The following is a 20,504-nucleotide window of genomic DNA, read 5'->3' as shown; positions in this document are numbered from 1 at the left end:
CTTCGAGCCTACTGACAGCGATGTGCCGCCGATAGAGCCGCGGCGCGTGCGGAAAGGACAGATGATGACCGACGATCGCCACCGGGACTCGTGGAAGGACTACGACGACGAGCCCACTCGCTTCATTCCGCGCGATACCTCGCCCCAGGGGCGCGGGGATTCCTATGGCCACTACGACGATGCCGAGGACTTCGCCACGAGCGAGTATCGTGGCGCGCCGGATGAACCGCCGCGCACCGAGCAGACACAATATCTCGGCCCGCAGGGCAGCCAGCAGCAGCCTGCTGGGGAGCGCCCGCGCCAGTACTACGCACCGCTGGAGGAGGAGCCTGGCTATTCCCAGGGCCAGCCGCAGGGACAACCCCCAGCCCAGCCGCAGGCAGCCGCCTATCCTCCGCCGAATTATGTGCCGCCGCAGGAGGAGAAAAAGTCCTCCTCCCTGCCGTGGGTGATCGCGGTGCTCGCCTTGGTCGTGCTGGCCGTGGTGTTGGGCATGTTTGCCTTCGGCGGCGATAAGGACTCCGCAACCGAGTCCACTACCCCGCCGCCGCCAGAGACCGTGACCGAGACCGTCGAACCGGAGGCCCCCGCCCCCACTGAGGACCCCGAGGTGCAGCAGCGCTTGGAGGAAGAAACCGACCGCCTGCGCGAATCCGTCGAATCGCTCACCTCTGAAGTGCAGGCCCCTGCCGCCGAAATTCCGGATGTTCTCGACGATAACGGCGTGGTGGCTGTGGCTCAGCTCAAGGCGCGCGGCTTCTCCGATGTCCGCACCGTCGATGCCAACGGCGCCGAGATCAGCGGCACGGATCTGCTCACCGGCACGGTCACTCGGGTGGATCCGCCCGTCGCCACCGAGACGGATAAGGCCACACCGATCACCTTGGTCATCGAGTAGCTCCTGCTCGTTCGCAGCAGAAGACAACGATGCCCCTCAACCATCAGAGGTTGAGGGGCATTGTTGCGTCGATAAGCGTGCGATTAACGCTTCCGCTTTTCGCGCACGCGCACGGCGATGCGCACCGGCGAGCCCTCGAAACCGAAGGACTCGCGGAACTTGCGCTCCAGGTAGCGGCGATAGCCGGCATCGAGGAATCCGGTGGTAAACAGCACGATCACGGGCGGACGGGTGGATGCCTGGGTGGCGAAGAGCACGCGCGGCAGCCGGCCAGCCTTCATCGGCGGCGGGTTCTGGGCAATGGTTTCTCGCACCCAGTTATTCAGCTTGCCTGTAGAAATACGCGTATCCCAGCTCTCCAGCGCCTCGATGAGCATGGGCTCGATCTTTTGCAGGGCACGCCCCGTTTTCGCGGAGATATTCACGCGCCGCGCCCACGGCACATGCGCGAGCTTCTCCTCGATATCCCGCTCCAGCAGATCCCGCTGGTCCTCGTCCATCAGATCCCACTTGTTATAGGCGATCACCAGGGCCTTACCGGACTCGATCACCATGCCGAGCACGCGCTGATCCTGCTCCGTGATCGGCTGGGAGGAATCGACCAAAAGCACGCACACCTCGGCGGAGTCGATCGCGTTTTTGGTGCGCAAGGAGGCGTAGAACTCGTGGCCGCGGGCATGCTTGACCTTCTTGCGCAAACCCGCGGTATCCACGAACTTCCACAACTGGTTATCCAGCTGCACCAAGGAATCCACCGGGTCCACAGTGGTGCCCGCAACATTGTCCACCACCGCGCGGTCCTCGCCGGTGAGCTTGTTCAGCAGCGAGGATTTACCCACATTCGGCTTGCCCACCAGCGCCACGCGACGCGGGCCGGAGGTGATAGAGGCCGCCTTAGGCGTATCGGGGAATAGCCGCACGACCTCGTCGAGCACATCGGCGCCGCCGCGACCATGCAGAGCGGATACCGGGTAGGGATCCCCGAGGCCGAGCGCATAGAATTCCGCCATTTCGGCGTATTGGCCATCCGATTCAAACTTATTGGCCACCACCAGCACCGGCACATCGGCGCGGTGCAGCTTGCGGGCCATCACCGCGTCCGCATCGGTGATACCCACCGTGGTATCGACCACGAATAGGATGATGTCGGCCTCGGCCATGGCATTCTCTGCCTGGCGGGCGATGGCGGCATGCATGCCCTTGGCGTCGGGGTCCCAGCCACCGGTATCTTGCACCCAGTAGCGGCGACCATTCCATTCCGCGAGATAGCTGACGCGATCGCGGGTCACACCAGGAAAGTCCTCCACCACGGCGGCACGGCGACCCAAAAAGCGGTTCGTCAGCGTGGACTTGCCCACATTGGGCCGGCCCACGATCGCCACGGTGCACAGCTGTTCTTCCACGATCTCCGGGGAGGTGATCCCCAACGCGGCCTCGAGCTCCGCCCACTCTTCCTCGGTGCGGGGGCCATCAGGGCCAAAGCGGGGGTCATTTTCATCCACGGGGCCCTCGACCTCGAGATCCTCCAGGTCCTCGGTGCCATAGCCTGATGCGTAGTAGACCTCGCCGAAGTCGGCTTCGTCGAAATCGTCTTCATCAAAGTCGGAGGCGCCATAGCCCTCGCCTGGGGCGAGCACATCCTCTTCGGTGAAGGCCTCATCGGCGGGCAGTTCGCCGCCATCAGCTACGGCGTAGACGAACTCGGTGTCGCGATCGAGATCCTCGTGGTTCTCGCTGTCTCCAGCGCTGTGAGTGGTGCTCATGATCGCCTCCTCTCGGTGGTGGTATCGGTGGTGCTTGTCGACGCCGTCTCCGTGCCCGCAGACGCAGAGTCGGTGTCAGTGGCGATGGCGGATTCTTCGACCAAGGCCATCAGGGCGTCGAGGACCTCCTCGAAGCTCATGTCCGAGGTATCGATGATGTGCGCGTCCTCGGCCGGCTTCAGCGGCGAGGCGGCGCGAGAAGAATCGGCCTGGTCGCGGCGTTTCACATCGGCCAGCACGTCCTCGAAATAGCCACCGCGGCCCTCCTTGCGGTTTTGCTTATGGCGCCTTTCGGCACGCACCTCGGGGCTGGCGGTCAAATAGGCCTTCACGGGGGCGTCGGGAAGCACCACGGTACCGATATCGCGGCCTTCTACTACGCAGCGCCCTGCGGAGGCAGCCAAGGTGCGCTGCAGGCGCACGAGGTTCTCGCGCACCTGCGGGATCGCGGACACCGCAGAGACAGCCTTGGTCACCTCGGGCCCACGGATCTCCTGCGAGACATCCTTGCCATTGAGCAGTACCTCGGTGGACTCAGGATCGTCATTGACGGCCAGCGGCAGGTGCACGGTCGCCTCAACAACGGCGGCGGTGTCCTCGGGTTTGATGGAACGCCGCAACACGTGCAAGGTGGCAACGCGATACATCGCGCCGGTATCGAGATACTTGGCGCACAGCCGGGTGGCCAGGGCGCGGGAGGCACTGGATTTGCCGGTGCCAGAGGGGCCATCGATGGCCACGATCAAGCCGCCTGCGGGCTTATTAGCAATGCTGCATTTCATAGTTGATCACACGCCCCTTGATCTAGAGCTCCACAGCCTTGTAGAGGCTGCGCAGCTCGGAGTCGTTCAACGCCCGCAGCGAGCCCGGCGTCTGCTCGCCCAGCTGCACGGTGTGCAGCTTGGTGCGCACCAGTCGCTGGACGGGATAGCCGGCCTCTTTGAGCATGCGGCGCACAATGTGCTTACGGCCCTCGTGCAGGTCCAGGCGCACCAGGGAGCGACCTTGGTTGGCATCAATGATGCTCACCTTGTCTGCCTTCGCGATGCCATCCTCGAGCTCGATGCCCTCGCGCAGCTGCCGGATGAGCTTCCGGTCGGCCTCGCCGAGCACGTTGGCCACATAGGTCTTCGATACCTCATAGCGCGGGTGCATGAGCCGGTTCGCCAGCTCGCCGTCATTGGTCAGCAGCAGCAGACCCTCGGTATCGGCGTCGAGGCGACCGACGTGGAAGAGCCGCTGTCCGGCGGAGAGCTTCTCCCCCACGATATCGCCCACGCAGGGCCGACCCATGTCATCGCTCATGGTGGACTGCATGCCGCGGGGCTTATTGAGTACGAAGTACTGCAGGTTCTCATCGATGCGCACGCGCACCCCATCGACGCGCACCACCGAGTTATTCGGATCGATGCGCACCCCCTGGGTGGTGATGATACGGCCATTGACCTCGACGCGCCCCTCATCAATGAGACGCTCGGACATGCGCCGCGAGGCCACGCCGGCCTGGGCAAGCACCTTTTGCAAACGCACGCCCTCGCCCTTGTCGTGGGAGGGGTTGGCGGTGATGTCCTCGGGACTGACGTGCTGGTGTCGCGCCGGCTTCGCCTGCGAGACGTAGATGGAGCTGCCGCGCTGGGCGCGCTGTTCGGGCTGCTCGGTGGAATTCGGTTGAGCCGACTCGGCACTATGAGACGAACGCGAGCGGAAGCCCTTGTTGTCCGGTGTGCCATCTCGGCGAGCGGAAGATGTCATGTATGCTCCTAAAACTTGCGGTGCAATTATCGACCGCCCAGTGTATCACCGCAGCCGGTCAGAGTAGCTATCAGAGCGCGCGCGGCAGTCTCATCGGCCAGCCGCGCCTGCCCCTGCGGCACACTCGCCACATAGGGCGTGGACGTGACCACACTAAATTCCTCAAGATTGAGCCGGGTCGCGAGATCTGGCTCCGGCGGCACACTGCCGCCGATCAATCCCGCCACCGTGATCCCGCGGGCCCGGGCCGCTTCCACACTGAGCTCTGCCAGGTTGAGCGATCCCAACCCCACCGAGGTGACCACCACGAGCGGCGCCTCCAGACGGGCGGCCACATCGGCAATGGTCCACTCGTCGGCAATCCGCACCAGCAGCCCGCCGGCGCCTTCGACGAGCACCAACCGGCCCGGGCCATCGAGTTCCGCGATCTGCTGCACGGTGGGTTCCAGCTCCAGCTGTTCCATGCCGGCGCGCCGGGCCGAGATATTCGGTGCAAGCGGCTCGGGATAACGGGCATATTCCACCACCCGCTCCACCGCTGGGCACAGTGCCTGCACGGTGGCGAGATCCCCCTGCCCCTCCGGTTCCCCGGTCTGGGCGGGTTTCACCACGGTGACTTCTAGGCCCATATCGCTGGCGACGGCCGCCAACGCGGCGGTGGCATAGGTTTTTCCCACATCAGTATTGGTTCCGGTGATCACAACAATGGCCATGGTGGGCGGCTCCTTCGCGGACGTGCGGCAGGCTGTGCCGCAAGAGTGGATACAATGCTCGACGGCGCGGGCGCGGCTAAGGGCGCGGCTGTTTTAGTGCTGCAACGCCGCTGCGGCCGCGCTACGCAGCGCTCGGGTAATGCTGGCGATGTGCTCGCTGCTGGAAATAAAGGGCGGCATGGCATAGATGAGCCGGCCGAAGGGCCGCAGCCACACGCCCTCGGCCAGAGCGGCGGCGGTGGTGGCCTCCATATCTACTGCCTTCTCCATTTCCACCACGGCAATAGCGCCGAGCACCCGCACATCCGCCACGCCGGGTTGATCGGCAAGCCCCTCGAGACCCGCCGTGAGTTCAGCTTCGATCCGCGGCACGCTCTCTCGCCAATAGCCCGAGGCGATCAACTCCACACTGGCCCCGGCCACGGCGCAGGCCAGCGGGTTGCCCATGAAGGTGGGGCCATGCATGAGGGCGCCGCCGCCAGCAGGACTGGAAATAGCCTCCGCCACCTCCGCGGTGGTCAGAGCGGCAGCGAGCGTCATAAACCCGCCGCTCAGGGCCTTGCCCACGCACATAATATCGGGAGTGATACCGGCGCCGCTGGTGGCGAAGAGCTCGCCGGTACGGCCAAAACCGGTGGCGATCTCATCGGCAATAAGCACCAGATCATGACGATCACACAGCCGGCGAATCCCGGCCACCAGGGCGGGATCATGAAAGCGCATGCCGCCGGCGCCTTGGACCACGGGCTCGATGATGATCGCGGCCGTGGTGGCGTCGATATGCTCCTCCATCTGGCGCAGATAGCGTTCGCTCTCGGCCGGATCGCAACCGCGCACTGGCGGCGGGGGCGCGAAGCGCTGGGTAGCAAGCACGCCCTGCCACAGCGAATGCATCCCGCCCTCGGGATCGCACACGCTCATCGCGCCGAAGGTATCGCCGTGATAGCCGGAGCGCCAGGTGAGCAGACCGGTGCGCTCGGGGTGGCCCTGACCGCGCTGATACTGCAGCGCCATTTTGATCGCGACCTCCACCGAGACCGAGCCGGAATCCGCGAAAAACACCTTGTCGAGACCCGCCGGGGTGAGATCCACGAGCTGCTCGGCCAGCTCGATTGCTGGGGCGTGCGTGAGGCCGCCGAACATCACATGCGGCATGGTGTCGATCTGCCGTTGGGCGGCGGCCACTAAGGCTGGGTGGCGGTGCCCATGGCAGGCCGCCCACCAGGAACTCATGCCGTCAATCACTCGGCTGCCGCCATCGAGCTCGAGGTAGACACCCTCGGCGGCGCTGACGAGTCGGCTCTGCATGGCCGCGGGCATGGGGCCATAGGGATGCCAGACATGGCGGCGATCGAAGTCGAGAAGATCCGTGCTACTACGCAGTCGACTCTGTGCCGCGGCGGGCTGATGCGTAGTATCCGGGGCTGCGGATGGGACGCTGGTGTTATGCAACTGGTGAACCACGCCCTTTAGGCTACACCCCTTCACCATGGACTTTGGCCATTACCGGCGGGCTTTCCCAGCAGCACTTGGACGTTGTTTAATTCCGCCCATTACACCGCATTTGAACGGCGTTTAGCTTTCTCTTCTCAGAACTGTTCCTCGATGGATTCCACGTCCGGAAGCAGCGGCGCCAAGGAGGGCAAGGCCCCGAGATCCTCGATTCCGAGAGTCTCGAGGAAGAGCTGCGTGGTCTCATAGCGGTGCGCGCCCGTGCTCGGCTCGGGCGGATCGACCTCGCGGATTAAGCCCCGCTGCGCCAAGGTGCGCATCACGCCATCCACATTCACCCCGCGCACCGCGGCCACCTGGGCGCGGGTCACCGGCTGGCGATAGGCCACCACAGCCAACGTCTCCAAGGCGGCGCGGGTTAGCTTCGTTTTCTCCCCATCGAGCACGAAGCGCTCCACGCTATCGGCGTACTCGGATCGGGTATACAGCCGCCAGCCGTCCTCGCTCTCGCGCAGATCGAAGCCACTGCCGCGGGCATCGAATTCGGCGGCCATGGCGCGCAGCTCCTGCTCCACCAGCGCTGGGGTGGTCTCCAGCACGCGGGCGAGCTGCGCCGTGGACACGGGCGCATCGATTACCAACACGATGGCCTCAAGACGCGCCCGCATCCCGCTAACGGGTGCTGGGTGGGTGGTGTCCTGCTCTGTCACTAGGGCGCTACCGGCTTGTTATTGGCGGGATTCCCCCACTCGGACCAGGAACCGTCATAGACCTTGACATTCTCCGCGCCCGCCTCGGTGGCGGCCAGTGCCAGCACACAGGCAGTCACACCCGAGCCGCAGCTCATGATGAGCTCCTCATCGGCGGCAGGCTCACCGAAGCGCTCCTTGAGTACCACGGCGTCGCGCAGCTGCTGGTTATCGTCGAGAAGCGAGCTAAAGGGAATATTGACAGAGCCTGGCATGTGGCCGGAGGCCAGCCCCTCCCGCGGTTCGGGCTCGGTGCCGTCGAAGCGACCGGCGCTGCGGGCATCGAACACGGGTCGGCCGGCGGCGAGGGCGGCCTCCACCTCGTCCATGTCCACGAGCAGGTTCCGCTCAGTAGTGTCGAGCTCGCCCGCCTCGGCACTGGTCCACTCCAGCGCCTGCTCGCGCGAGATCTCCTCGGTGCTGAATCCAGCGGCAGTCCATGCCGGGAGACCTCCATCGAGAACCTTCACATTGTCGATGCCTGCCTGGCGGGCCAGCCACCAGATACGCGGAGCCACCATGATGCCGTGCCGGTCATAGACCACAACCGTGGTATCGGCGCGCACCCCAGCTTGGGCGAACACGCGCGCCAGATCGGCGGGGGCGGTATGCGGCCGCGGATCACTGGTATCAGAAAACTCGGTCTCAATATCGGCCAGCTTGGAGCCAGGAATCACGGTATAGCTATCGCGCGGGCGTCCCATCGCCGCGAGAAGCACCACGATGCTTTCTGGATTCTCATTCAGGCGTTCGGCCAACCACGTCGGAGATACTACTGCGTTCATGTCACCCAACTATAGGCATCGCAGCGGACACCGGTGCCGGCGAGTGCCCCCGCGGCATAACCGCAGGCGCGCTGGAGCGGGATTAGGACCAGTTGGCGGAGGCCACCACAGCGGGGTCCACATCTTTGCCGGTCCACGCCACTCGCAGCTCTCCCAGCGCCTCTTCTTGCTCCACCTGCACCGCATGGGCCTTATAGAGCTCCAGGAGGGCAAGGAAACGGCCGACGATCTCCATACTCACCCCGCAGTCCTTGGTGAGCGCGGCAAAGCTGGCCCATTGGGATGCGCCCATGAATTTCAGCAGGCCCAGCAGTTTACCGGCCTGCTCCGGCACGGATACCGGCTGGAAGTGCAGATGCGAGGTCGAAACCTCCTCGGGCGGGCGGGGGCGAAAAACGCCCGCGGCGAGCTGCGCGAAACCCTGGGCGCCCATGCCCAGGTGCACCGGCGGCAGCAGCTCGGCGAAGCGCTCCTCTAAGGCCACGGCCCGGGGATAGCGGCGCTGGGCGCTGCGCTGCCATTCGGCAAAAAGATCGGCCACCTTCTTATAGGCGCGGTATTGCAGCAGGCGAGCAAAGAGCAGATCGCGCATCTCGAGAACCTCGGCGTCCTCGATGTCCTCGTCTCCTGATTGGGGCAGCAAGCGCGCGGCCTTCAAGCTCAGCAAGGTGGAGGCGATGAGCACAAACTCGGTGGTTTCATCGAGCCGGTCGTGCATCTCGCCGAGCTGCTTGGTGTAGGAGATGAATTCGTCGGTGACCTCGCTGAGGGCGATCTCGGTGATCTCCAGGGTCCGGCGATTGATCAGATGCAGCAGCAGATCGAAAGGCCCGGTGAAATTGTGCAGGCTGAGCTGAAAGCCGGGGATCTCCGGCTGCGAGGACGCCTCGATCGCCTCCTGGGATTGCCGCAGGGTTGCGCTGCCTGCGGCACGGGAGGTGGAGCTGGTGGCGCTAGATTTCGCTGCGCTCAATGACTTCCTTCGCCAGCTCACGATATTGCTGCGAGCCTTGGGAGCTGGGCGCCCACATAATGATGGGCTCGCCCGCCACCGAGGTTTCGGGGAAACGCACCGTGCGGGTAATGACGGTGTCAAAGACTTGATCCTCGAAAACCTCGATCACCCGTGACATCACCTCGCGGGCATGCGAGGTACGGCGGTCGAACATGGTCACCAAAATGCCGGTGATCTCCAGATCGAAGTTCAGGCGGTCGCGCACCTTCTCCACGGTGTCCGTGAGCAGCGCCAGTCCGCGCAGCGAGAAGTACTCGCATTCCATGGGAATAATCACCCCATGCGAGGCCGCCAAAGCGTTCACCGTGAGCAAGCCCAAGGACGGCTGGCAGTCCAGAATGATGAAGTCATAATCCTTGCGCACCGGCCGCAGCGCGCGGCCCAAGGTGTGCTCGCGCCCCACCTCATTCACCAGCTGAATTTCGGCCGCCGAGAGGTCGATATTGGCGGGCACCAGATCCAGCCCGGGCATGGCGGTGCTATGAATCGCGTTCAGGATCGACGAGCGGGAGTCCAGCATGACGTCATAAATGGTCAGATCCAGCTCATCATGCGCGATACCCAGCCCTGCGGTCAGCGCGCCCTGCGGATCGAGATCCACCAGCAGCACCTTGCGCCCCAGCTCCGCGAGGCAGGCGCCGAGGTTAATCGTGGAGGTGGTCTTGCCCACTCCGCCCTTCTGGTTCACCATCGAAATGATGTGCGCCGGACCATGACGATCCACCGGCGCCGGTTCGGGCAGCGTGCGCAGGGGCCGGCCCGTCAAGCCGTACTCGTCCTCTGGCTTGTCGAACAATCCCTGCTCTCCCACGATCAACCCTTCTTCCTTGACTATCTCGCCCGCTGGTTCGCGGCGCGCCCCACACGCGCGAGATCACTCGAATCACATCAGTGTTCTTTACCCATAGATTACACGGGCGGCAGCGCTTCACCCTACGCTTATCGACGGCGCGTTGCACAGCACCCTTAAGTCAAGGTTTTATGCTTTACTTTTCCCGCGCGCGGGGATGTGCCGCCGCCCAGGACTCGCGCAGAGCATCCGCCGAAATATGAGTATAAATCTGAGTGGTCGTCACAGACGAGTGCCCCAGCAGCTCTTGCACCACGCGCACATCAGCGCCGCCCTCGATCAAGTGGGTGGCATAGCTATGCCGCAGCGTATGCGGGGAGATCGACTCCGTGATACCGGCCCGCGCCGCAGCCCGCTTCACCAGCGCCCACGCGGACTGTCGCGACAAGGGCCCGCCTCGCAGGTTGAGAAAGAGGTGATGATCGCCCTTGGTGTTCAACGCCGGCCGCGCCCGCACCATATAGGCCTCCACTGCCCTATGGGCAGCACCGCCCACCGGCACCACGCGGTGTTTATCCCCCTTGCCTTTGAGTAGGAGGGCGCCGTCCTCGATCCCGGAGATGTCGTCGACACGCAAAGACACCACCTCAGAAATACGCGCGCCGGTGCCATAGAGCAGCTCGAGCACCGCCAGATCGCGCAGATCCACCGCCGAGGCGTGCTCCCCCTGCGGCACCGCATCGAGCATGGCCGTTACCTGCGCCACGCTGAGCGTATCCGGCAGGTGCTGCGGTGGACTCGGCGGCGTGACCTCCTTGGCCACATTCGCCGCCACCGCGTTCTCCTCGAGGGCGAAGGCGTGCATCCCGCGCACCACCGAGAGCGCCCGCGCCGCCGAGCGCACCGACAACCCGCCGCGGCGAATATCGCTTAAGAATGTTTCCACCATGACTGCATCCACGGCGGCGAGATCCCGCACCCCCTGCACGTCCAGCCAGGAAAGATAACGCTGGACATCGCGGCGATAGTTCGAGAGCGTATTGGCGCTGAGACCGCGTTCCACGCGCAGGTGCACGAGCCAGCGCTCGGCAAGAGATTCGGGAGTCACAACCAGCTACACCCGCTTCAGGTCTCCATCGCCCCACTGCGCGGCACGCCGGGACGCCAAGCGGGTCGGGCGCAGCTCAAAGGGGGTGTCCACGCTACGCAGCACGCCCTCATGCTCTGCTGCGTAGTAGGCAGCCATAATCCCAGAGATGGCGATGGAATTAACGATCTCCCCGCGCAGCACCGCGGCGGCGGCCTTCTCCACTGGCACCCACTCGAGGATCATATCTGCTTCCTCATCCACCGCCTCCGGCCGCGGCACCTCCGTGAGATCGCGCGCCAAGAAGATGCGGATGGCCTCTTCGCAAAAGCCCGGCGAGGAGACGACATCGCACAGCAGATGCCAGCGTGCGGCGCTCAAGCCCGCCTCCTCCTGGAGTTCCCGCTGGGCGCAGCGCAGGGCCGGCTCCTCGGCCATATCGAGCAGCCCGGCCGGCAGCTCCCACAGCCGCTGCTGCACCGAATGACGGTATTGGCGCACCATCGCGATCTCGCCGGAGTCGCGCTGCGCCACCACCGCCACAGCACCGAAGTGCTCGATGATCTCCCGCTTCGCCGAGCTGCCCCCAGGCATCGTGACCGTGTCGCGACGCAGCGCCAGAATGGGCGACTCGTTGAGAATTTCGGAATCTTCGACGATGAATTCGTGGCTCATGGTGAGGGTTCTTTCTGGGTGGGGCCAAATACGTGTGGCGGGCTGAATGCTACTACGCATCAGCCCGCCAGTTCTCAATTCTGCCGCGACCGGGCCTATTCGGCGCTGTCCTCGGCGTTGTCCTCAGCGGCGTCGCCGGTGGCGTCGACAACCTCGTCATCGACGGGCGTATTGCTGCTCGGCGGATGTGCAGCCTCGGCGTTCGGGGCGGCACCATAGGCGCCGCTGCCGCCGTCAAGTTGCTGCTTCACCGCCAGCACCACGCTCATGCGGGCATAGGCGCGGTTGATGGAATCCACGGTACTCACGCCCTCCGCGGCCTCGGGGTTGGCACGCACGATGCCCAAGGGGCCATTCTCGGCCGCCGCGGAGTAGCGCCCGGCCAACACGGTGGGGCTATCGCGGCCATCCATGGCCTCCGCAAAATCAGCGAGATTCTTCGCGGTCTTGGCCACGTCACCGGCGTTGTCACTATCGCCGGTGTTCTCATAATCGCCGCTGAGGATCACCACGGCCGCGGCCGGGGAGAGACTTCCCTCTTCATAGTCGAGGTAGCCGGCCTCCTTTAGTGCTCCGAGCAGGGCATCGCGGTCCGCATCCGAGGCCCGGCCTTCCTCACTATCGGGCTTGCGAAGCAGCGCCTGGGCAAGGGCCTCGCCGGCGTGATAACCGGAATCGAGGCGCTCCTCGGAGAGCTGGGCCCCTGCCGGCAAGGTGGCGGTGACGATCGACTTCAGCTTGTCCGCGCCAGCGGGGCTGAAGAAGCTCTCGTCGAGCGTGATCGAGCCGGCACTGCTGGCACCGGCCTTATTCAAGAGGTCGTTAATGACGTCGAAGTCTTCGCCCACCGTGTCGTGGGTACGCAGCACCAACACGGGGGTGTCGTTGAGGGTGCCCTGGACCACGGCCTCGGCAACATTGCGGGCCACGGAGTCCGCGGCATCCGCCTGGGCGGCGGCGATCTCAGACTGGGATTCCAGCGCCTCGAGCTTCTTCGAGCTCTCGCTCTTGAGCACGCCGACGCTGTCTCCCGGCAAGTTCGGAGCCAAGGCATAAGTACCAAAGAGCACGCCAGCTGCCACACCGAAGGCGGCGCCAGCAATGGCAATGGAGGCTGATCCGGATGTTGTACCCATCTAGTTAAACCATCCCTTCACAAGATCCTGCACAGCGAGAGCGAAGCTATTCCAGGTGTCCACGAGGTTCTGGGTGAAACTAGCATCGCCGCTGGTGCCGGCGATAACCACGATCACGGCGAGAGCAACAAGGATACCCAGCAACGCCCACATCCATCCGAGCGAGGCACTGGAACGCACGGTGTAGAGATCGGCCACAGCGTGGCCATCGACGAGCTTATTGCCCACCTTGGCGCGGGTAAGCAGGCCCGAGGGGGTGGCTGTCTCGGCGTTGGCGAACATGTGCTGTAAGTCGAAGACGGCGCCGACGTTCACGATCAGCGAGGCGCCGTGATAATCGGCGAGCAGCAGCGCAAGATCCGTCGCGGACTCGGTAGCTGCCGGGAAGGTCATCGCGCCCACCCCGAGGTCCTGGATTCGCTCCAAACCGGCGGCATAGCCATCGGGGTCGGCCGGCAGAATCACCAGCGCCCCGGAGCGCAGGGCGTCCGCGCCGATCGTGGTGGGGTTACCGACGATGATATCGGGGGTATAGCCATCCTCGACGAGAGTATCCGCGGCAGCATTAACGCCGATGAGCACGGGGCTGTATTCCCGAATGAAGTTGCGCAGGCGCTTCAGCTCTTCGCGATGGCCTCGACCCGGGCTAAGCACCACAACCTTGCGGTCTTTGAGGTCGGAATCGATATCGGGGATGCCGATACCATCGATGAGCAGCGGCGACTCGGAGCGAATGAACTCGGTGGTATTGCCAAAATAGGCTTCCATATTATCCACCAGGGTCTGCTGCGCTTCACCGAAGCGGCTCAATGCTTCTTCTGCGGTGAGCACATCGCCAGAGCCGATAAGGCTGCTGCCGTGGAAGAACTCGCCCTCCTCGGTGAGGCGGGCTTTTTTGCCGTTCTTCAGCGTCGACCACGCCTCGGCGCCGAGTCCTTCGACCAGCATGATGCCCTCGTCCGCCATTAGCTGCGGCCCAAAGTTAGGCATAGCACCGGTGGAGAACTGGGCGATATTCACCACGGCCGCCGGGCGGGCGTCGATAAGCCGTTGCGCCTGCGCACGGGTGATATCCGGGGCGTCGACGACGGCAATATCGCCTTCCGATAGTTTCTTCCATCCGCGACCCCGTGCCGTGCAGTCGCGGGCAGTGGCGTGCACACCTGGGAGGTCATCGCTCTTCGAGAACAGACTCATGCCCGCCATTGTGCAAGTTCTCGGCGCTGAAGTGGGTGAGGCGCGCGGACGCGCTGCACAAATCCCCTCCGCTGCGATATTTTCTTAGCCGCGAACAAAGCCCTCTTTGTCCCGCGCCGCGGTGGCGAGTAGCTCCGTGGCGTGGGCCTTACCGGTTTCGGTGTCATCCAATCCGGCCAACATGCGCGCCAGCTCCTCGACGCGGCGCTCCCCCGTGAGATCCTCCACGGCCGAGGTCACAGAAGAATCGGAGACATCCTTCGATACGTGCAGGTGTTGATCCGCATAGGCGGCCACCTGCGGCAGGTGCGTCACCACAATCACCTGATTGCGCTGGGCGAGTCGCGCCAGCCGGCGCCCGATCTCCACGGCGGCGCGCCCGCCTACCCCGGCATCCACCTCGTCGAATACTAAGGTGGTAGAGCTTTGAGATTGGGCCACCACCACTTCGAGGGCGAGCATCACACGGGAGAGCTCACCGCCGGATGCCGCGTTCGCGATGGGTTGGGGGCTGGCACCTGGGTGGGCGGCGAGGCGAAATTCCACGGTCTCTGCGCCGTGGGGTGTCGGTGTGCACGCCTCAAGCGAGACCACAAACTCCGCCTTGGGCATGGCAAGTCCGCGGATCTCCGCGGTCACGTCCTGTTCCAAGGCGGTGGCGGCGCGGGCACGGGCGGCACTGAGCTTCTTCGCGGCCGCGGTGAGTTTCTTCTCCGCGCGCGCGACCTTCTTTTTCAGCTCTTCCAGCGCCTCCGGCGAGGTATCGATGCTGGCCAACTTGGCTTCGGCTTTGGTTTTCCACGCCAGCACCCCGGCAATATCGGGGGCGTATTTGCGAGTGAGGGATTTCAGATCCTGCTGCCGCTGCAGGGACTCCTCCAGCGCCTGCGGGTCCGAGGGCAGGGTGGAAAGAAACATGCCGAGCTCGCCGCTGATCTCGCCCAGCTGGCTGGTGAGCTCCTCGAGACGCTCGGCCAGCTGGGAAAGATCCGGGTCCTCGGATCCGGCGAGCGCGCCGCTGGCTTCCCCAAGCAGATCGGATGCCGAGGCCTGCTCGTCGAAGCCGCCATCGCCTAGTGCCTCCATGCCGTCGAGGGCAACCAGGGCGTTCTGCGCCTGCTCCCGCAGGGTGTCTACGTCTTGCAGCCGGCGGATCATGGCCTGCAGCTCGGTATCTTCCCCGGGCTGGGGATCTACTGTGCTGATCTCGTTAATGGCGAACTGAAGGCGATCGACTTCTTGGGCCATCTCACGGCGTGAGGCGGTGCGCTGGGCAAGATCGCGCGCCAGGTTGCGCCAGGTGGTGTAGCACTCGGTGTAGGTAGCGAGCAGGGGCGCGATGGCCTCGTCGCTGCGATCCAGGGCGGCGCGCTGGTGCTCGGGGCTGACCAGGCGCAGCTGATCGTTTTGGCCGTGAATGGCCAGCATCTCCCCCGCAAAGTGTTTCAGGGTCGCGGCCGGCACCGAACGTCCGCCCAGATGCGCCCGCGAGCGACCGGTGGACTTGATCACGCGGGTGGCGATGAACTCCTCATTTTCATCACGCGCTCCCCCTGCCTCGCTCACGATCTCTTCCACCGTGGCGCACTGGGTGCTGGCCATACCGGCGGTGGAAAAACGCCCCTCCACGGCGGCTTCACTGGCACCACTGCGCACCCTGGAGGCATCGGCGCGATCGCCGGCAAGCATGCGCAGACCAAAGACCACCATCGTCTTACCCGCGCCGGTTTCGCCGGTGAGCACGCTTAATCCCCCCGAGAATTCGACACTCTCCGAGGGGATCACGCCTACGTTGTTGATCGCCAGTTCAGCAAGCATGCCTTAAAGCGTAGCGGAAGCGGGGTGCAGCTGTGCGTTGAGGATGCGCCCGCGAGCACCAGTTGGCAGGCAGACGGCGTCGTCACGCTGTAGCGTGCGGATTATTCGCGGCCGAGGGGCCGCGCCAGCCCTCCACGGGAAGCCGGAATTTGGTCACGAGCCGATCGGCGAAGGGCTTGCGGTCGAGCCGCACCCAGCGCACCGGAGTGGCGGCCTTGTTGATCTCGATGCGCGACCCCGGCGGCATGGCTACTTGGCGGAAACCATCCATCACTGCCTGGGCGGGGAAGGTCGTGGACACCGATTCCACCGCCACCTGCGAATCCGGGCTGACCACTAGCGGTTTCGCGAAGAGCGCATGGGCGTTATTGGGCACCACCAGGATTGCATCGAGTTCCGGCCACAGCACTGGGCCTCCCGCAGAAAAGGCATAGGCGGTAGAGCCGGTGGGGGTGGACACGAGCACACCATCGCAGCCGAAGGAGCTTACGGGACGGCCATCCACTTCGAGGATCGCATCCAGCACTCCCCGACTGTTGAGGCTTTCCACGCTCACTTCATTCAGCGCCCAGCTCCGCCCGGCCACCTCATTATTCGGCCCCCGCACCACCGCTTCGATGGTCATGCGGTCTTCCACCTCATAATCACGGGCCACCACCCGCTCGATAGCTAGGTCGAGCGAATCGGAGTCCCATTCGGCGAGGAAGCCCACATGGCCGAGGTTGATGCCGAGCACCGGCAGGTCCGCGGAATAGGCGAGGTCGGCGCCGCGGAGGAAGGTGCCATCGCCGCCGAGCACGAGCACCATCTCCACGCCCTCGGTGGCCGAAACATCGTGCCCGAATTGCTTGAGCCGAGAAAAAATGGGGTGGCTGTCCAGGGGCGCTGCCTGCGGATCGACAGATACCCGTACCTCGATGCCGGCGTCGAGAAGCAATTCTGCGGCGCGCGCGGCGGCCTCCACATTCGAGCTACGTCCGGTGTGTGGCACCAACAACACGCTGCGCGTGGTGTCGTCCTGGGCCGCGACGAAGTGCGCGGGGGTCTCAGGTGCCGTGTTGCTCATTGGGGTCCCTCCTCGATGGCGCGATGAACCATCGCGTCAATGCGTGCGGCGGCAGGCTGGCTCGCGCCGCCATCCTTGATCAACCACAGGAAATACTCTACGTTGCCGGCGGGGCCGGGCAGGCCACTGGCCACAACTCCGCGCACACTGAGCCCCAAGTCCGCGGCGGCGTCGATGATATCGCGCACCACCTCCTGGCGCAGCTGCGCTGAGCGCACCACCCCGCCGGCGCCGATACGATCTTTGCCCACCTCGAATTGGGGCTTGACCATGGGCAGCAGCTCCGCCCCATCGCGCAGGCAGGAGACGATAGCCGGCAGCACCAGCTTTAAGGAGATGAAAGAAAGATCGCCCACCATCATGTCGGCCTGCCCGCCGAGCATCTCTGGGGTGAGATGCCGAATATTGGTGCGGTCGAGCACATGCACCCGCGCATCGTTTTGCAGCCGCCACACCAGCTGGCCATAGCCGACATCCACGGCGTGGACCTGCGCCGCCCCCTGCTGGAGGCACACATCGGTGAACCCGCCGGTCGAGGCGCCGGCATCAATGATCTGCTTGTGGGTGAGGCTGAGGCCCTCCTCGCGGAAGGCATCGAGCGCGCTGAGCAGCTTGTGTGCCCCGCGGGAGGCCCACTGATCGGAGTCAGCCTGCTGCACCTTGATGGAGATATCCCCAGTCACTTGGGTAGCTGGCTTGGTGGCCAGCATGCCCGCCACCATCACCCTGTTCTCGCGGATCATCTGCTGGGCTTGCTCCCGCGACCGGGCGATCTTGCGCTTCACCAGCTCCTGATCGAGCCGTCTGCGTCCACTCACTAGGATCCTTCTACTTTTCTTTCCAAGGCCTGATGCACCAATTCATGGGCCTGCGCCAGCACGCGCGCCTCCTCCGCCGCATCGGCGGTCGGCTGCTCTAAGAGCGCAGTCACCTCTTCTTTGAGCTTATCGACGTCGCCCTCTCCCCTGCCGCTCTGGGCGGCATAGAGATCACCGGGGGTGGGCATGGACTGTGGCGCCACGGTCTACCACCACTGGGCGACGGCGCGCTCGGCCGCATCGGAGGTGGTGCGCACCGCGGCGGCGGTGAGTTCATGAGCGTCCTCGCTGTCACTCCACACGGCACCGAGTGCGGCGCGGAGTGCCTCAAAGCCGGCATCGTCGTCATCGATGGCTGTGCCGCCGATACTCAGCTCGCCGCGGGCGGGATCAAAGGTGGCGGTGAAATTGCCGTGGCTATCGCTGTGGAAGGGATCCACGGCGTCGGCGGCAAGATCCAGCGCCCTTAAGTCTGCGGCCACATAGGTGGCGCGTTCTGCGACCGGGGCGTTGAGCACGTCCCAGCAGCCGCTGACGCCGGTGAGCACATGCAGGCTCGGCATTCCTGCAGCCACGCTTCCAGCGATATCGGTGTTCAGGCGATCGCCGATAGACAGCGGGCGGCGGGCGCCGGCGCGGTGCGCTGCCGCGAGGAACATCGTGGGTCCTGGTTTGCCCGCGGACTGCGGGGTAACGCCGGTGGCCGTGGCCACGGCCGCCACCATAGAGCCATTGCCCACGTGCAGGCCGCGTTCCATGGGCAGGGTGGTATCCAGGTTCGAGGCGAAATAGCGTGCCCCGCGCCCAATGGCGAGGGCGGCCTCCGAGAGCTCCGCCCACCCAGTGGCGGGGCTGTGGCCGTGCAGCACTGCGGCCGGGCGATCATCGGCGGAGTCGACCACCTCGAAGCCGGCATCGCGGGTGAGTTCTTTGAAGGAGTCCGCGCCGAGCACATACACCCGTGCCCCGGCCTCGACTTCTTGGGCGAGCATCGCCACGGCGGCTTGGGCAGAGGTGAGGACATCGCCAGGGCTCACCGTCAAGCCGAGGGAGCTGAGCTGCTGGGCGACGACTTCGGGGGCGCGAGAGGCATTATTGGTCACGTATTGGCAGTTCATATCTGCCGCTGTGATGGATTCCACGGCGTGCTCGATAGGGTCGCCGCCGGCGTAGACCGTTCCATCGAGATCGAAGATCAGCAGGTCAAAATTCTTGCTCAGGCACATGGCACATCATTCTACCCACCACGCAGCGCGGCACCGAGAGCCCCTGCATACCGCAGCCACCACCCACGATGCTGCGGGTGGTGGCGGGTGCGGGGATCTGGGGTATACGGCCTCGTTTAGCCAAGCTCGGCGAGGCGGGAACGGGCGTCGAGAAGCTCCTCGTGGTCTTCGGAGATGGCCTTTTCGAACCACTTCTTTGCCTCGCTGCTGCGGCCAGCATCGATGAGGGCATCGGCATAGGCGTAGTGCAGGCGGGCGGCGCTCAAGTCCGGCTCGATATCTTCCAGGCCGAAGCGTTCCAGCTCGAGCACGGCGGCGTCGAATTGCTGCAAATCGCGGCGAGCGCCGGCGATCACGATTGCGAGTTCGGCTTTGTCGGCCTTGCTCATACCGGAGGTGGATTCTTCCCGGGCGATCTCGATGGCCTTTTCTGGGCGGCCGAGGCCGCGTTCGCAGTCCGCCATCACTGCGAGAAGCCCCGGTCCACCGCTCATGCGGCGCGCAGCGCGCAGCTCGGAGAGGGCTTCCTTCCACTCGCCGGCGTGATAGGCGGCGATACCTGCGGTTTCGCGCACCACAGCGACGCGGCCGCCGCGGTCCTTGGCGGCACGGGCGTGAGCGAGGGCCTTCGCGGGGTCCTCGGCCATGAAGGCGGCGGCAGCAACCATGTGGGCGCCGACGCGTTCCGCGTTGTCCTTTGACAGGCTCCGCAGGTCCTGACGAACGGAGGGATCGAGATCCTTCCAGTTGATATCTTCAGGAATGGCCGGCTCGTTCTGGCGGGCGCGTTCTTTTTCATTGCGGAAGTTGGCCCGGGTGCCGCCGCTGCGATAGCCGGGACTGCGGTTACGGCCGCCGCGCTGTGCGTGGCCGCGAGAACCACCCCGCGGGCCGTCGTTGCGGCGATCGCGACGGTCAGAGTCGCGGCCCTGCCCGCCTCGGCGTTCGCCGCCGCGGTAGCCACGATCATCGCGGTCGCGGCGCTGTCCGTTATGGCGGCGATCTTCGTTATCGCCACGCTCATAGCGCTCTCGCCTATCACCGCCGCGGTAGCCGCGGTCATCGCGGTCGCGGTGGTCACGACGATCACGGCGGTCGTCGCGCTGGCGGCGATCTCCTCGTTCCTCCCAGCGGCGACCGTCCCGGTCTTTGTAGCCGCGGTGCTCACGGTCACCCCGCGAGCGTCCCTGGGATCCGCGGTTGCCGCCGCCGTGCTTATGGCCGTGCTCGCGGCGTGGGGAGTGGGAGGAGTTATCGCGGCGGCGTCCGTCGTTGTCTGCCATGGGAGGTTGTGACACCCTTTCTTGGGCTCTGTGGTCGTGCTCTATGGGCTCTAGATTAGAGCAGTTCTGGTTCGGGCATGCAAAAAAGGATGTGATAGGTAAGCAGAGAATACTCTGTTCTTACCTATCACATCCTTTATATGTTGCACTGTGAAGTTTTAGGTCGGCGGTGACTTACTCTCCCACACCCTCCCGGGTGCAGTACCATCAGCGCTGTCGGGCTTAGCTTCCGGGTTCGGAATGGGACCGGGCGTGTCCCCGATGCTATAACCACCGACACA

20 protein-coding genes and 1 rRNA gene are annotated in these 20,504 nt (G+C 64.8%); 1 reads left to right on the top strand and 20 read right to left on the bottom strand.

The window, feature by feature from the left end; translation table 11 throughout:
- Positions 1 to 61: 61 nt before the first annotated feature.
- Complete coding sequence (locus KRX12_RS07830) at positions 62 to 898, top strand: PASTA domain-containing protein (protein WP_218363201.1); 837 nt, start codon at positions 62 to 64, stop codon at positions 896 to 898.
- An 83-nt stretch (positions 899 to 981) separates the two neighbouring features.
- Here the strand turns inward: KRX12_RS07830 and der are convergent, their stop codons facing one another.
- The 20 genes from der to rrf all read right to left on the bottom strand — a co-directional run bounded on the left by der (position 982) and on the right by rrf (position 20,501).
- Entirely contained in the window at positions 982 to 2,661 is a 1,680-nt protein-coding gene (der, locus tag KRX12_RS07825) for a ribosome biogenesis GTPase Der (RefSeq protein WP_218363200.1), read from the bottom strand.
- Positions 2,658 to 3,443, bottom strand: a complete 786-nt coding sequence (gene cmk, locus KRX12_RS07820; RefSeq protein WP_218366268.1) for a (d)CMP kinase — start codon at positions 3,441 to 3,443, stop codon at positions 2,658 to 2,660. The genes der and cmk overlap by 4 nt, the downstream gene beginning before the upstream one ends.
- A gap of 22 nt (positions 3,444 to 3,465) precedes the next feature.
- A complete protein-coding gene (locus tag KRX12_RS07815; RefSeq protein WP_218363198.1) occupies positions 3,466 to 4,413 on the bottom strand; it encodes a pseudouridine synthase in 948 nt (315 codons plus the stop codon).
- 26 nt (positions 4,414 to 4,439) lie between these two features.
- Positions 4,440 to 5,126: a dethiobiotin synthase gene (bioD, locus tag KRX12_RS07810; RefSeq protein WP_218363197.1), complete on the bottom strand. Its 687-nt coding sequence runs from the start codon at positions 5,124 to 5,126 to the stop codon at positions 4,440 to 4,442.
- A gap of 93 nt (positions 5,127 to 5,219) precedes the next feature.
- Positions 5,220 to 6,509, bottom strand: coding sequence for an adenosylmethionine--8-amino-7-oxononanoate transaminase (locus KRX12_RS07805; RefSeq protein ID WP_255549028.1), 1,290 nt, complete (start codon positions 6,507 to 6,509; stop codon positions 5,220 to 5,222).
- A gap of 206 nt (positions 6,510 to 6,715) precedes the next feature.
- Positions 6,716 to 7,246, bottom strand: a complete 531-nt coding sequence (scpB, locus tag KRX12_RS07800) for an SMC-Scp complex subunit ScpB (protein WP_218363645.1) — start codon at positions 7,244 to 7,246, stop codon at positions 6,716 to 6,718.
- 41 nt (positions 7,247 to 7,287) lie between these two features.
- Entirely contained in the window at positions 7,288 to 8,112 is an 825-nt protein-coding gene (locus tag KRX12_RS07795) for a sulfurtransferase (RefSeq protein ID WP_218366266.1), read from the bottom strand.
- A gap of 82 nt (positions 8,113 to 8,194) precedes the next feature.
- Entirely contained in the window at positions 8,195 to 9,025 is an 831-nt protein-coding gene (locus KRX12_RS07790; protein ID WP_255550180.1) for a ScpA family protein, read from the bottom strand.
- 40 nt (positions 9,026 to 9,065) lie between these two features.
- Positions 9,066 to 9,938, bottom strand: coding sequence for a ParA family protein (locus tag KRX12_RS07785; protein WP_151528838.1), 873 nt, complete (start codon positions 9,936 to 9,938; stop codon positions 9,066 to 9,068).
- 175 nt (positions 9,939 to 10,113) lie between these two features.
- Positions 10,114 to 11,025 (bottom strand): site-specific tyrosine recombinase XerD, encoded by a 912-nt coding sequence (gene xerD, locus KRX12_RS07780; RefSeq protein WP_218366264.1) that lies wholly within the window; start codon positions 11,023 to 11,025, stop codon positions 10,114 to 10,116.
- Between the two features lie 6 nt (positions 11,026 to 11,031).
- Positions 11,032 to 11,679, bottom strand: a complete 648-nt coding sequence (locus tag KRX12_RS07775; RefSeq protein WP_218366263.1) for an NUDIX hydrolase — start codon at positions 11,677 to 11,679, stop codon at positions 11,032 to 11,034.
- A gap of 95 nt (positions 11,680 to 11,774) precedes the next feature.
- On the bottom strand, positions 11,775 to 12,815 hold the full coding sequence (locus KRX12_RS07770) for a copper transporter (protein WP_218366262.1): 1,041 nt from the start codon (positions 12,813 to 12,815) through the stop codon (positions 11,775 to 11,777).
- Complete coding sequence (steA, locus tag KRX12_RS07765) at positions 12,816 to 14,021, bottom strand: putative cytokinetic ring protein SteA (protein ID WP_218363190.1); 1,206 nt, start codon at positions 14,019 to 14,021, stop codon at positions 12,816 to 12,818.
- Between the two features lie 75 nt (positions 14,022 to 14,096).
- Complete coding sequence (recN, locus tag KRX12_RS07760; RefSeq protein WP_218366261.1) at positions 14,097 to 15,830, bottom strand: DNA repair protein RecN; 1,734 nt, start codon at positions 15,828 to 15,830, stop codon at positions 14,097 to 14,099.
- A gap of 82 nt (positions 15,831 to 15,912) precedes the next feature.
- On the bottom strand, positions 15,913 to 16,896 hold the full coding sequence (locus KRX12_RS07755) for an NAD kinase (RefSeq protein WP_218366260.1): 984 nt from the start codon (positions 16,894 to 16,896) through the stop codon (positions 15,913 to 15,915).
- Positions 16,893 to 17,714, bottom strand: a complete 822-nt coding sequence (locus KRX12_RS07750; protein WP_218366259.1) for a TlyA family RNA methyltransferase — start codon at positions 17,712 to 17,714, stop codon at positions 16,893 to 16,895. Before KRX12_RS07750 ends, KRX12_RS07755 begins: the two co-directional genes overlap by 4 nt.
- Complete coding sequence (locus KRX12_RS07745; RefSeq protein WP_151547686.1) at positions 17,714 to 17,917, bottom strand: hypothetical protein; 204 nt, start codon at positions 17,915 to 17,917, stop codon at positions 17,714 to 17,716. The genes KRX12_RS07750 and KRX12_RS07745 overlap by 1 nt, the downstream gene beginning before the upstream one ends.
- A gap of 3 nt (positions 17,918 to 17,920) precedes the next feature.
- Positions 17,921 to 18,940 carry an HAD-IIA family hydrolase gene (locus tag KRX12_RS07740; protein ID WP_218366258.1) on the bottom strand — a complete coding sequence of 340 codons (1,020 nt, stop codon included), beginning with the start codon at positions 18,938 to 18,940 and terminating at the stop codon, positions 17,921 to 17,923.
- 116 nt (positions 18,941 to 19,056) lie between these two features.
- Entirely contained in the window at positions 19,057 to 20,223 is a 1,167-nt protein-coding gene (locus KRX12_RS07735) for a M48 family metallopeptidase (protein WP_218366257.1), read from the bottom strand.
- A 161-nt stretch (positions 20,224 to 20,384) separates the two neighbouring features.
- Positions 20,385 to 20,501 (bottom strand): 5S ribosomal RNA (gene rrf / locus KRX12_RS07730).
- Between the last annotated feature and the right edge of the window lie 3 nt (positions 20,502 to 20,504).

This window comes from Corynebacterium sp. TAE3-ERU2, from assembly GCF_019209955.1.
In the GTDB taxonomy this organism is placed as follows: Bacteria; Actinomycetota; Actinomycetes; order Mycobacteriales; family Mycobacteriaceae; genus Corynebacterium; species Corynebacterium megadyptis.
The sequence above is the reverse complement of the archived record's forward strand: the minus strand, read 5'-3'. Positions and strand labels throughout refer to the sequence as shown.